Genomic DNA, 13,086 nt, shown 5'->3' with positions numbered 1-13,086 from the left:
GGCTCTCAAGGTCGCCCAGCAAGGCCCTTCGATCCTTTTCGCAGCCTCGCGGGCTCGGCTACGGCAGCTCCAGCCCGCCCGCCGCCTTGTGCAGAGCCCGCAGATGCTCGCCCACCAACTTCAGGTTGGCCTCGTTGGCGGCAATCTCAGCGGCCCGCTCCGGCTCCAGCAGGGCCCGCACTTCCTTGTCCAGGTCACCGGTCAAGGATTGCAACTGCTTCTGCCGCTGGCTGCTTTCGGACTCCAGGCGTTGCCATTCACCGGGTTGCGGCAAGCCATAGCCGCTGCTGCCCAGCAGTTCCGCCGGGCGGCTGAGGAAGCCGCTGTTGGCGAGAATTTCCTGCAAGGTCTTGTTGGCCTTTTCCATGCCGCCGTTCTTCAGCTCGCGAGCGCCCAGGTAGCGCTGCTTGACCTCGTCCTGGGCCAGCAGCAGTTGCCGGCGATAGCTGGCCTGCTCCAGCAGCAGCAAGGCGGCGCTGGTGCGCAGGTCGGCCTGGTCGAACCAGCGCCGGCGCTCCTCGGCGCTCAGCGACAGCCAGTCCTCGACGCTGGCCTGCTGGATCGGCAGGTGCTTTCTGATCACCTCGAACATCGCCTGGTAGCGGTCGCGGAAGGAGTCGAAGCGATAGCCCAGGCGCAGTGCCTCGCGCGGATCGTCGAGCACGCTGGTGTCCGCCAGCCCCCTGCCCTTGAGCACTTCCAGCAAGCCGTTGGGCATGATGCTGTCGAGGCCGATCAGTTGCTTGTTGTTGCTGCCGCTGCGCAGCAGCTTGAGGCTTTCCACCGCGCAGTTGTTGGACAGGAAGTAATAGTTGCCGTCGTAGCTCCAGTGCATTTCCGCGGCGTGCTCCACCACCTCCTCGATCTCGCTGCGCGACAGTTTCAAGGGCACCGAGGCCAGGCTGCGCAGTTCGGTCTTGGTGTATTCGTCGATGACCTGCGACAGCGGCAGGACAAACAGCCGCGACGGGTACTTGCCCACTAGGCCGTCCCAGCTGGACAGCTGCACGTCGCCGACAAAGGCGCGATAGGACAGCACCAGGTGCTGGTCCAGGTCGAGGCGGCAATCCGGCCCGCGGGGGCGACCCGGGGCGCAGATCACCAGGCGCAGCATGCTGTGGCCCCAGCGGCTGACCCAGTTCTGGTTGGCTTCGGCCAGCAGGTAGTCCACCGCGTAGACCCGCTCCGGGTCCACCTTGCCCAGCGGCGTCTTGGCGAAGTCGTTGCCGGCGTTGAGGAAGGCGAAGGACTGGGCGCACTTGTCCTTGGCGGCCGGGGCCCAGCCGAAATGCTCCTGGTAGTAGCGGTACAGCGCCGGGCGGCGACAGGCGTAGCTCGGGTCGAGGAGGAAGTACTCCATGTTCACCGCGACGAATTCCTTCGGGTTGGTGATCTCGTAGAGGTCCGGGCTGCGCGCGACCTGGCGGTTGTGCTGCTCACGCTCGCCGCGGCGGCCGACGTACTGCGGCCAGCCGGCCAGGTCCAGCAGGCGCGGGTCGTCACTGAGGGTGAAGCGCCGGTCGTTCTGGCCACGGCATTCATCAGGCAGGCCGATCAGGCCGGAGGTGTTGTTCTTGCGGGTGCAGCGCTGGATCAGGCGGCGCTCGGCACTGGGCCATAAGCGCGCGCGATCATAAATGTGGGTCAGTTCATGGAGCACGGTGGCGAGCATTTCCCGACGCACGGTGCCATGGGGACGACGGGTCTTCTGGGTGGCGGCGGAACCGTCGGCCAGGCTGGGCAGCAAGGCGCGGTTGAGGTCCAGCTCCGACACCAGGGACGCCTCGCCGTAGGCGTTGTCGGGCATCTGGTCGGTCCAGCCGACGTCAATGGTGCGATCCAGTTGCTGGATGAAGCGCGGCGGCAAGGCCTGCATCGCTTCATCCAGCAGGGCCTGGCTGGCTTGTTGTTGCGCAGGGCTCAAGCCATCGGTCTTGAGGCGCAATTGCAGGTCGGCCTGGGCGGTGCCGCAGAGCAGCCCCAGGGTCCCGGCCAGCAGCCAGGCAAGGAATGGTTTCACAGAGCGAGGATGGCTTCGGCGAGCACCTGATCGCTGGCGTCACGGGCTTCCGGCAGTTGCGTGCGCAGGGCATTGAACGCCGCTTCCAGTTGCGCGCCACGGATATCACCGTGGCTGGCGACGAAGCTGGCGGCATCGTCGTGGGCTTCGCGCACGACTTTCGAGTCACGGATCGAGGTGGTGGTGTCCGAGGTGAAATCGATCGTGCGGCCGGAGGCACGGACGATGATGTTACTGGTGGCCACCAGGGTGTGTGCCTGGGCCACGTCGGCCAACAACAGCAGGCCAAGGGTGGCGGCAATCAGCGGGCTACGCATGGAACGACTCCGGAAGAACAGGGATGGTTATTGGACGAGAATTGCCTGCGCCAGTTCAAGGTCGCTGGCATGAAGTTTTGCCGGGCCCTGGCGCAGGTACTGCAACGCGGACTCCAGGCGGGCGCCACGCAGTTGGCCGTGGGTGGCCACGAAGGCGGCGGCGTCATCCTGGGCGGCAAGCAGCAGTTTATGGTCGAAGGGCGCCGAGGTCACCTGGCTTGTGGCGTAGACGGTGACGACCAGGCTTTGCGTGGTCAGGTCGAATGCCTGCACCGAACCGGCCCAACACGCGGCGATCAATACGGGAACGAAAAGCGAAATTCGGAACAAACCCAAGAGTCTCGACAGCTGAAAATCAGCGCCAAGGCTAGCGCAATGGTCCGGACAGGGCCAGCGCAGAGGGTTTTAGGTGCGTGGGCGCACCTGAAATCTTCGCTCAGATCGCCAGGATTGCCTGGGCCAGTTGTGCATCAGTGGCATGCAATTGAGGCGCCTGTTGGCGAATGTGGTCGAAGGCGCTTTCCAGTTTTACCCCGCGAATGGCGCCGTCGGTGGCGACGAAACTGGCGGCATCATCCCGGGCGGCACGGACAATCTTGTGGTCGCGCAGGGAGGAAGTGGCATCGGACGTGGCGTCGCTGGTGGCCTTGAGCGCGCCGACAATGGCGTCGGTGGTCACGATCAGGCTGGTGGCGTGGGCGTTGGCAGCCAGGGCCAGCAGGGCGGCGGCGCTGAGCAGGCGGAGACGGGACATGGGTAACTCCTGTGAATGAACAGACAGATGAAAGGGCGCTGAGTGAGACGCCGGGCAGCCACTGCGAGGTGCTGTGTCTGATTGTTCTGACGCAACCCGGGTGAAAATCGCTACGTCGCTTCAGATATTAGGCTGAGCTGTTGCGTTCGCACAGCGCTGCTTCAGGTCTTATCGCCAAAAAGGCTTGTGCAGTTCTGCTGCCCGTTCGCCGTGGCTGATGCCGCTGTCCGAGAGTTGTCGTTCATCCATCTGTGCCAGCAAATGGCGAGTACGGGCGCGTTCCGCCATGTTGCCGAGTGCCGTTATCCAGCGCTTGAAGGACGTGCTGCGTGGGGTTGCCTGAGGGCCGGGGCCAGGATTGCTGAGGTATGTAGGCATGATGCTGTCCTCGTTGAGCAGTCGAGCGGTGGGCTGGCTGCAGCATCATGGTGCGGGGGTTCGATAAGGCTATACAGATACACCAATGCTAAATTGTACTGGTAGATTGTTATGTTTTTTCAAACTGTACCTGTCACGATGAACCTGGCTGTATTTGAGTCATCAAGCACTTTTCCCGACCCCAAACGACAAGACCCGTCGCGGTTTCCCGCGACGGGTCTTGTGTGTGCAATTCGGGGTGCTGGCGGTGGGCCCGGTGGGTCAGAGCCAGCGACGCTGAGTTAGCGCCAGAACGGCTTGCTCAGCTCTTCGTAGCGTTGTGCTTCGCTGATCCCGGCATCGGCCAGCAGACGCGAATCCAGACGAGCCAGTTGGTGGCGGCTGGAGATGCGGCGCTGCCACAGCATCAGGTTGGCGATAACGCGCAGAGGCAGGGAAGCCTGGGTTTTTGCAGCTTTGTCTTCGAAGAACAGTTCGGAACTGAGTGTACGTTCCATGGTTGACATCCTTCCGCTTGTGGCGGGATCAGGTAGTGGTTTAACTGATGCCAATGATCCTCTTCCCGCGCAAGACTCTGTAGATACAGTTCACCTGTATTGTGAAGGACCAGTTAACTGTTTATAGGGGCTGTACTGTTCGGAAAAGGCGCAACTGTACCTGTCGGCACCTTTTTGGTGCGTTCAAGGGCTTTTAGGCGAAGGAAAGGTGGTTTTAGGTGGGGAAAAGACCGGTACAGCAGTACAGTTTTTGTAGCTTGTTGGTGGGCAGTCGGCAAGCTGACGAAACTGTGTTTGCGTCAGCTGCCGACTGTATCAATCACTCGGCGAGCATTTTCCCGGTTTCTTCCAGGTTGATGTGCCAGCTCAGGGCATCACGCAGGATGTGCGGCGTGTGACCACCCAGGGCGCAAGCCTTGGTGAAGTAGTCGTTCAGCGCTTCGCGGTAGGACGGATGCACACAGTTGTCGATGATCACCCGGGCCCGTTCACGTGGCGCCAGGCCACGCAGGTCGGCCAGGCCGATTTCGGTCACCAGGATGTCGACATCATGCTCGGTGTGGTCCACGTGGCTGACCATCGGCACCACGCTGGAAATCGCCCCGCCCTTGGCAATCGACTTGGTGACGAAGATCGCCAGGTGCGCGTTGCGGGCGAAGTCGCCGGAACCGCCGATGCCGTTCATCATCCGCGTGCCGCAGACGTGGGTGGAGTTGACATTGCCGTAGATATCGAACTCCAGCGCGGTGTTGATGCCGATGATGCCCAGGCGGCGTACCACTTCGGGGTGGTTGGAGATTTCCTGCGGGCGCAGCACCAGCTTGTCCTTGTAGCGCTCCAGGTTGCCGAACACATCGGCGTTGCGCCGGCTCGACAGGGTGATGGAGCTGCCCGAGGCGAAGCTCAGCTTGCCGGCGTCGATCAGGTCGAAGGTCGAGTCCTGCAGGACTTCGGAGTACATGGTCAGGTTCTCGAACGGCGACTCGATCAGGCCGCACATCACCGCGTTGGCAATGTTGCCGATACCGGCCTGTAGCGGGCCGAGCTTGTTGCTCATGCGCCCGGCATCCACTTCCTGCTTGAGGAAGTCGATCAGGTGGTTGGCGATGCCCTGGGTCTCGCTGTCCGGGGTGGAGACGGTGGATGGCGAGTCCGACTGGTTGGTGATGACGATGGCGACGATCTTTTCCGCCGGGATCGGAATCGCCGTGCTGCCGATGCGATCGTCGACCTTCACCAGGGGAATAGGTGTACGGGTCGGGCGATAGGTCGGGATATAGATGTCGTGCAGGCCTTCCAGGTTCGGGTTGTGCGCCAGGTTGATCTCGACGATCACCTGCTTGGCGAAGATCGCGAAACTGGCGGAGTTGCCCACCGAGGTGGTGGGCACGATATGGCCTTGTTCGGTGATGGCCACGGCCTCGATCACCGCAATGTCCGGCAGCTTGAGCTGCTGGTTACGCAACTGTTCTACGGTTTCCGACAGGTGCTGGTCGATGAACATCACTTCGCCGGCGTTGATCGCCTTGCGCAGGGTGCTGTCGACCTGGAACGGCATGCGCCGGGCCAGGACACCGGCCTCGGTGAGTTGCTTGTCCAGGTCGTTGCCCAGGCTGGCGCCGGTCATCAGGCTGATTTTCAGCGGGGTCACCTTGGCCCGTTCGGCCAGGGCATGGGGCACGGCCTTGGCTTCACCGGCGCGGGTGAAGCCGCTCATGCCGACGGTCATGCCGTCCTCAATCAGAGCGGCAGCGTCGGCGGCGCTCATCACCTTATCCAACAACGAAGGCAAGCGGATACGATCACGGTACATGGATTGTTATCTCGGGCAACGGAAGCAAGAAGCGCAGTCTAGTGATTTCAAAAAAAAACACCGCGCGACAAAGGTCGAATGAAAGGTACTGATCTAGAGCCTTCTGTCGGCTTTATGAGGTCAATAAAAAACCTCAGCCTACTAAAGGCTGAGGTTTTGGGTATTGCGCTACAGCAGCTTTACTCGACAGCTTTGACCATGTCTTCGATGACCTTCTTCGCGTCGCCGAAAACCATCATGGTCTTGTCCAGGTAAAACAGTTCGTTGTCCAGGCCGGCATAGCCGCTGGCCATGGAGCGCTTGTTGACGATGATGGTCTTGGCCTTGAAGGCTTCGAGGATCGGCATGCCGGCGATGGGCGACTTGGGGTCGTTCTTCGCCGCCGGGTTGACCACGTCGTTGGCGCCCAGTACCAGCACCACGTCGGCCTGGCCGAACTCGGAGTTGATGTCTTCCATCTCGAACACCTGGTCGTAAGGCACTTCGGCCTCGGCCAGCAGCACGTTCATGTGGCCGGGCATGCGCCCCGCTACCGGGTGGATCGCGTACTTCACGGTGACGCCGCGGTGGGTCAGCTTCTCGGTCAGCTCTTTCAGCGCGTGCTGGGCCCGTGCTACCGCCAGGCCGTAGCCGGGAACGATGATCACGGTGTCAGCGTTGGTCAGCAGGAAGGTCGCATCGTCAGCCGAACCGGATTTGACCGGGCGGGCCTCCTTCGAACCTGCCGGGCCGCCGGCATCGGCCGCGTTGCCGAAACCACCGAGCAGCACGTTGAAGAACGAGCGGTTCATGGCCTTGCACATGATGTACGAGAGAATCGCGCCGCTGGAGCCCACCAGGGAGCCGGCGATGATCAGCATCGAGTTGTTCAGCGAGAAACCGATCCCTGCCGCGGCCCAGCCCGAGTAGCTGTTGAGCATCGACACCACCACCGGCATGTCGGCGCCGCCGATCGGGATGATGATCAGCACGCCCATGACGAAGGCCAGGGCCAGCATCAGGGCAAAGGCGCCGAGGTTGCCGGTGACCATGAAGGTCACGCCCAGGCCAAGGGTGGCCAGGCCCAGCACCAGGTTGAGTTTGTGCTGGCCGGCGAACTGTACCGGTGCGCCCTGGAACAGGCGGAACTTGTACTTGCCCGAGAGCTTGCCGAAGGCGATCACCGAGCCGGAGAAGGTGATGGCACCGATGGCAGCGCCGAGGAACAGCTCCAGGCGGTTACCGGCGGGGATCGCGTCGCCCAGGTGTTTGACGATGCCCAGGGACTGCGGCTCGACCACGGCGGCAATGGCGATGAATACCGCGGCCAGGCCGATCATGCTGTGCATGAACGCCACCAGCTCCGGCATCTTGGTCATTTCCACGCGTTTGGCCATGATCGAACCGGCGGTGCCGCCGATCAGCAGGCCGACGATGACGTAGCCGATGCCGGCGGTCGCCAGTTCTGCGCTCAGCTTATAGATGAGGCCAATGGTGGTGAGTACCGCCAGGGCCATGCCCAGCATGCCGAACAAGTTGCCGCGTCGGGACGTGGTCGGGTGCGAAAGCCCCTTGAGCGCCTGGATAAAGCACACCGAGGCGATCAGATAGAGGGTTGTTACCAGGTTCATGCTCATTATTTCTGCACCTCTTCTTTCACGGCTTTGGGCGCTTTCTTCTTAAACATTTCCAACATGCGGCGGGTTACCAGGAAGCCACCGAACACGTTGACCGCGGCCAGAGCCACGGCCAGGGTGCCCATGGTCTTGCCCAGCGGCGTCACGGTCAGCGCGGCAGCCAGCATGGCGCCGACGATGACGATCGCGGAAATGGCGTTGGTCACTGCCATCAGAGGGGTGTGCAGTGCGGGTGTAACGTTCCAGACCACGTGGTAACCGACATAAATCGCCAGCACGAAGATGATCAGGTTGTAGATACCGGGGGAGATAAGCTCTTCCATCGTCTGAATCCCTGCTTAGGCGTTTTTGCGGATGACTTGGCCGTCGCGGCACATCAGGCACGCGGCGACGATGTCGTCTTCTAGGTTGACTTCGAACTGCCCTTCTTTGGTGAAGACAAGCTTCAGGAAGTCCAGCAGGTTGCGGGCGTACAGTGCCGAGGCGTCGGCGGCGACCGCGCCGGCCAGGTTGGTCGGGCCAACGATGGTCACGCCGTTTTCCACCACCACCTGATCCGCCACGGTCAGCGGGCAGTTGCCACCCTGCGCGGCTGCCAGGTCGATGACCACCGAGCCAGGCTTCATCTGGGCCACGGTTTCGGCGCTGAGCAAGGTCGGCGCCTTGCGGCCTGGAATCAGTGCGGTGGTGATGACGATATCGGCCTGCTTGGCACGCTCGTGCACTGCCAGTGCCTGGCGCTGCATCCAGCTGGCCGGCATGGGGCGGGCATAACCGCCGACACCGACGGCGCATTCGCGCTCTTCATCGGTCTCGTAAGGCACGTCGACGAACTTGGCGCCCAAGGATTCGATCTGCTCCTTCACCGCCGGACGCACGTCCGAAGCCTCGATCACCGCGCCCAGGCGCTTGGCCGTGGCGATGGCCTGCAGGCCGGCAACACCGGCGCCAAGAATCAGCACCCGGGCGGCCTTCACCGTACCGGCAGCGGTCATCAGCATCGGCATGAAGCGCGGGTAGTAGTGGGCGGCCAGCAGCACGGCCTTGTAACCGGCGATGTTGGCCTGGGACGACAGCACGTCCAGGCTCTGGGCCCGAGAGGTACGTGGCGCCGCTTCCAGGGCGAAGGCGGTAATGCCGCGTTCGGCCAGTTTGGCGATGGTTTCATTGCTGAATGGGTTGAGCATGCCCACCAGCACGGTGCCGCTCTTGATCAGCGCCAGTTCGCTGTCGCTGGGCGCCACGACCTTGAGAATCAGCTCGGCGCCAAAGGCATCGTTGGCGCTGCCAATGGTGGCTCCTGCCGCTTCATAGGCACTGTCGACCACGCTGGCGTTAATGCCGGCGCCGCTTTGCACAGTGACTTTATGACCCTGGCCGATCAGCTTCTTGATGGTTTCCGGGGTTGCAGCAACCCGTGTTTCACCCGTCTGGGTTTCGAGAGGAACACCAATGTGCACGTCAAATCTCCTGCTTGATCTTATTGCTTTCGATCTTTCTTAGAAGGCCAGCGCACTGCGGAGGGTGCGACTGGGGCGGCCGATCAGCACGATCCCGCTGAAATCACAGCGGGGCGCGGCATTTTGCAGGCGAACTTTGAGCCCTTCAAGGGATTCTGACTAGTGACGGAAAATTAACTACAAGTCACCCCGTGACCGAATGTCGCAAGGGGTGGGGTTAAGCCCTTGTAAGCCGTGCCTTTCAAGGCTTTTATCACGCAAATAAGATTTTTCTCATCTGCTGTGTGAATAGTCTTACATTACTGTCAAATAAACCCTACAGGCCGCGTGGTTAGGCGCTTTTAGGACTATTGTTCGAGGTGTCGGTACAGTCTGTCGAAATGCGACAAATACTTATATCTGTAGGGCTTTTGATTTTCTGACTACGGGGTCAATTAATCGCTGGAAGCCTTTACCTTTCTAGGTTGTAGCTGTGTGCCTGATTCACCAGCCAATCGCGAAAAGCCCGTAAAGAGGCAGATTCCACTTTGCGCTCGGGAATCATCAGGTAATACGCCTTGATGCTGGTCAGTGCCTGGGGGTTGGCTATCACCAGGCGTTTTTCCGCCAGCTCGCGCTGGATGAGGAAGGCCGGAATCAGGGCGATGCCCATGTCGTGCATGGCTGCCTGGGCGAGCATGGAGAATAGCTCGTAGCGGGGGCCTGTCATGTCGCGGGGGACGTTCAGCTGTTGCGAGTTGAACCATTGGCGCCAGGCATAGGGCCGTGTGGTCTGCTGCAGCAGGGGCAATTCGGCGATGTTCTCGGCGCTCAGTTGCTGCTGGTTGCCCAGCATTGCCGGGCTGCACACCGGTACTGGGTGCTCGCCCATCAGGCGGTGGGATTGGGTGCCTGACCAGTCGGCATCGCCAAAGTAGATGGCGGCGTCAAACGCGGTATCGGCAAAGAGGAAGGGGCGCGTGCGGTTGGTCAGGTTGACGGTGACTTCAGGGTGCTGCTGTTGGAAGTCTTTCAGGCGTGGCAACAGCCATTGCGTGCCAAAGGTTGGAACCACGGCCAGTTCGATGACGTTGGCCCCCTGCTGCCCCATTACTGAAAGCGTGTCGCGCTCCACGGCATCCAGCTGTGTGGCCACCCGGCGGCTGTAGGAGAGCCCTGCTTCGGTCAGCTTGACCCCTCTTCGGGAGCGGCGGAACAGTTCCACGCCGAGGAACTCTTCAAGGCTGGCGATCTGTCGGCATACGGCGCCCTGGGTCAGGGAAAGCTCCAGGGCTGCCTTGGTAAAGCTCTCATGACGGGCCGCAGCCTCGAAGCTGATCAGGGCGGCGGTGCTGGGGATCTTCCTGCGCATGTACTGCAATCTCACTAATACGAGCTGTAAAAGGCGTTTTAGGTCATTTCGGAGTGAGAAATTAGCACAACAGCATGCGAAATCCTCGTTTGCCCGAAGGTTCGTGGTGGGCCTAGGATCTGTTCCACGATAGTTGACCTACTTCACGAGGATTCACTCATGGGCGGTAAAGCAAGCTTCAACTGGATCGATCCCCTTCTGCTGGACCAGCAGCTCACCGAAGAAGAGCGCATGGTTCGCGACAGTGCCGAGCAGTTCGCTCAAGACAAGCTGGCGCCACGGGTTCTGGAAGCTTTCCGTCATGAGAAGACCGATCCGGCCATCTTCCGGGAAATGGGTGAAGTCGGCCTGTTGGGCGCGACCATTCCCGAGCAGTACGGCGGCAGCGGCCTGAACTATGTGTGCTATGGCCTGATCGCTCGTGAAGTGGAGCGTGTGGATTCGGGTTACCGCTCCATGATGAGTGTGCAATCGTCCCTGGTGATGGTGCCGATCAACGAGTTCGGCACCGAAGCGCAAAAACAGAAGTACCTGCCGAAGTTGGCGTCTGGCGAATGGATTGGCTGCTTTGGTCTGACCGAGCCGAACCATGGTTCTGACCCGGGTGCGATGATTACTCGCGCACGCAAAGTGGACGGTGGCTACAGCCTGACCGGCAGCAAGATGTGGATCACCAACAGCCCGATCGCCGATGTGTTCGTGGTCTGGGCCAAGGATGACGCCGGTGACATCCGTGGTTTCGTGCTGGAGAAAGGCTGGAAAGGCCTGAGCGCGCCTGCGATCCACGGCAAGGTGGGCCTGCGTGCGTCGATCACCGGTGAGATCGTCATGGACAACGTATTCGTGCCGGAAGAAAACATCTTCCCGGATGTGCGTGGGCTCAAGGGGCCATTCACCTGCCTGAACTCGGCACGTTACGGCATCTCCTGGGGCGCATTGGGCGCTGCCGAGTTCTGCTGGCACACGGCGCGTCAATACACCCTTGATCGTCAGCAGTTCGGTCGCCCTCTGGCGGCAACTCAGTTGATTCAGAAGAAGCTGGCGGACATGCAGACCGAAATCACCCTCGCCCTTCAAGGCTGCCTGCGTCTGGGGCGGATGAAGGATGAAGGCACTGCTGCAGTGGAAATCACCTCGATCATGAAGCGCAATTCCTGCGGCAAGTCGTTGGATATCGCCCGCGTGGCACGTGACATGCTGGGTGGTAACGGGATTTCTGATGAGTTCGGCATTGCCCGTCATCTGGTGAACCTGGAAGTGGTTAACACCTACGAAGGCACCCACGATGTGCATGCGCTGATTCTCGGGCGTGCGCAGACCGGCATCCAGGCGTTCTATTAATAGGAGAGCGGCCATGGGCGCGTTATCGCATCTGCGGGTACTGGATTTATCGCGGGTTCTGGCTGGGCCCTGGTCCGGGCAGATCCTCGCGGACCTCGGGGCCGAGGTGATCAAGGTCGAGCGCCCTGGCAATGGTGACGATACCCGCGCCTGGGGGCCGCCCTTCTTGAAGGACGCCTATGGTGAGAACACCACGGAGGCTGCTTATTATCTGTCGGCCAACCGTAACAAGCAGTCGGTGACCATCGACTTCACCCGTCCCGAAGGGCAGCAATTGGTGCGCGAGCTGGCGGCTAAGTCGGATATCGTCATCGAGAACTTCAAGGTGGGTGGGCTGGCGGCTTATGGGTTGGACTATGAGTCACTCAGGGCGGTCAATCCGCGGCTGATCTATTGCTCGATCACCGGTTTTGGCCAGACCGGTCCTTATGCCAAGCGTGCGGGTTATGACTTCATGATCCAGGGGCTGGGTGGTCTGATGAGCCTGACCGGGCGCCCTGAGGGCGATGAGGGGGCTGGGCCGGTAAAAGTGGGTGTGGCCTTGACCGACATCCTCACCGGGCTCTACTCCACTGTCGCGATTCTGGCGGCCTTGGCTCATCGGGATCAGGGTGGCGGTGGCCAGCACATCGATATGGCATTGCTGGATGTGCAGGTCGCTTGCCTGGCCAACCAGGCCATGAACTACCTGACGACGGGGGTCGCTCCCAAGCGTCTGGGCAACGCGCACCCTAATATAGTGCCTTATCAGGATTTTCCGACTGCTGATGGTGACTTCATCCTCACCGTGGGTAATGACGGGCAGTTTCGCAAGTTTGCCGAGGTGGCGGGTCAGCCGCAGTGGGCGGATGATCCTCGGTTTGCCACCAACAAGCTGCGGGTGGCCAATCGGGCGCTGCTCATTCCGCTGATACGTCAGGCGACGGTGTTCAAGACTACGGCTGAATGGGTGAGCCAGCTGGAACAGGCGGGTGTGCCTTGTGGGCCGATCAATGACCTGGCGCAGGTGTTTAGCGACCCTCAGGTCGTAGCTCGAGGCCTGGCTGTAGAGTTACCTCATGCCCTGGCCGGGATGGTGCCCCAGGTGGCGAGTCCTATTCGCCTGTCCGAGACACCTGTTGAGTATCGCAATGCCCCTCCTCTATTGGGTGAGCACACTGCACAGGTTCTACAGCGGGTATTGGGGATGGAGGTTGAGGCGGTCAAGGCTTTGAGGCAGTCGGGAGTGCTGTAGGGCGTCTCTTCTATATAGAGAAGCGTATTGCCACTTCCATGTGGCGCGCTAAGGCGCCCCTTTTGGGGCGCTTTCTAGCTTATTCATAGAAAATTCAAATTAAGGGTTGACGGCAGATTCTACAGGCCTATAATTCGCCCCACTTCCGGCGCAGTCGAAACGGAAAACTCCTTGAGATTCAATGAGTTGCACGATTTTCGACAGCGGTTACGCTTCAGTTCATCGAAGCCAGAAACAGTTGGTAAGGCAGTGAGTATTCGCCTTATTAACGATTCGATCCTCTCGGTCGAAAGCGGTTAAAAAGG

At 60.8% G+C, this 13,086-nt stretch carries 13 protein-coding genes; 2 read left to right on the top strand and 11 right to left on the bottom strand.

Annotation, left to right across the window (positions count from 1 at the left end; translation table 11 throughout):
* Positions 1–58: 58 nt before the first annotated feature.
* The 11 genes from LXM55_RS11760 to LXM55_RS11710 form a co-directional block, all read right to left on the bottom strand.
* Entirely contained in the window at positions 59–2,020 is a 1,962-nt protein-coding gene (locus LXM55_RS11760; protein WP_233320532.1) for a DUF7844 domain-containing protein, read from the bottom strand.
* Positions 2,017–2,337: a DUF2388 domain-containing protein gene (locus LXM55_RS11755; RefSeq protein ID WP_233320531.1), complete on the bottom strand. Its 321-nt coding sequence runs from the start codon at positions 2,335–2,337 to the stop codon at positions 2,017–2,019. Before LXM55_RS11755 ends, LXM55_RS11760 begins: the two co-directional genes overlap by 4 nt.
* 27 nt (positions 2,338–2,364) lie before the next feature.
* A complete protein-coding gene (locus tag LXM55_RS11750) occupies positions 2,365–2,673 on the bottom strand; it encodes a DUF2388 domain-containing protein (protein WP_233320530.1) in 309 nt (102 codons plus the stop codon).
* Between the two features lie 100 nt (positions 2,674–2,773).
* Entirely contained in the window at positions 2,774–3,091 is a 318-nt protein-coding gene (locus LXM55_RS11745) for a DUF2388 domain-containing protein (protein ID WP_233320529.1), read from the bottom strand.
* 168 nt (positions 3,092–3,259) lie between these two features.
* Positions 3,260–3,469 (bottom strand): DUF1127 domain-containing protein, encoded by a 210-nt coding sequence (locus LXM55_RS11740; RefSeq protein ID WP_233320528.1) that lies wholly within the window; start codon positions 3,467–3,469, stop codon positions 3,260–3,262.
* A gap of 281 nt (positions 3,470–3,750) precedes the next feature.
* Positions 3,751–3,966, bottom strand: a complete 216-nt coding sequence (locus LXM55_RS11735) for a DUF1127 domain-containing protein (protein ID WP_003220409.1) — start codon at positions 3,964–3,966, stop codon at positions 3,751–3,753.
* A 319-nt stretch (positions 3,967–4,285) separates the two neighbouring features.
* Positions 4,286–5,779 (bottom strand): acetyl-CoA hydrolase/transferase family protein, encoded by a 1,494-nt coding sequence (locus LXM55_RS11730; RefSeq protein WP_060836908.1) that lies wholly within the window; start codon positions 5,777–5,779, stop codon positions 4,286–4,288.
* A 179-nt stretch (positions 5,780–5,958) separates the two neighbouring features.
* Complete coding sequence (locus LXM55_RS11725; RefSeq protein WP_233320527.1) at positions 5,959–7,395, bottom strand: NAD(P)(+) transhydrogenase (Re/Si-specific) subunit beta; 1,437 nt, start codon at positions 7,393–7,395, stop codon at positions 5,959–5,961.
* Positions 7,395–7,718: an NAD(P) transhydrogenase subunit alpha gene (locus LXM55_RS11720; protein WP_005783507.1), complete on the bottom strand. Its 324-nt coding sequence runs from the start codon at positions 7,716–7,718 to the stop codon at positions 7,395–7,397. The genes LXM55_RS11725 and LXM55_RS11720 overlap by 1 nt, the downstream gene beginning before the upstream one ends.
* Positions 7,719–7,733: 15 nt before the next feature.
* Entirely contained in the window at positions 7,734–8,855 is a 1,122-nt protein-coding gene (locus LXM55_RS11715; RefSeq protein WP_060836909.1) for a Re/Si-specific NAD(P)(+) transhydrogenase subunit alpha, read from the bottom strand.
* Positions 8,856–9,306: 451 nt separating this feature from the next.
* Positions 9,307–10,206, bottom strand: a complete 900-nt coding sequence (locus LXM55_RS11710; protein ID WP_233320526.1) for a LysR substrate-binding domain-containing protein — start codon at positions 10,204–10,206, stop codon at positions 9,307–9,309.
* Positions 10,207–10,365: 159 nt separating this feature from the next.
* On the opposite strand from LXM55_RS11710, the gene LXM55_RS11705 reads away from it, so the two are divergent.
* Entirely contained in the window at positions 10,366–11,547 is a 1,182-nt protein-coding gene (locus LXM55_RS11705) for an acyl-CoA dehydrogenase (RefSeq protein ID WP_075122137.1), read from the top strand.
* 13 nt (positions 11,548–11,560) lie between these two features.
* Complete coding sequence (locus LXM55_RS11700) at positions 11,561–12,781, top strand: CaiB/BaiF CoA transferase family protein (protein WP_233320525.1); 1,221 nt, start codon at positions 11,561–11,563, stop codon at positions 12,779–12,781.
* Positions 12,782–13,086 lie beyond the last annotated feature (305 nt).

This window comes from Pseudomonas sp. Au-Pse12 (assembly GCF_021341665.1).
Lineage (GTDB): Bacteria > Pseudomonadota > Gammaproteobacteria > Pseudomonadales > Pseudomonadaceae > Aquipseudomonas.
The sequence above is the reverse complement of the archived record's forward strand: the minus strand, read 5'-3'. Positions and strand labels throughout refer to the sequence as shown.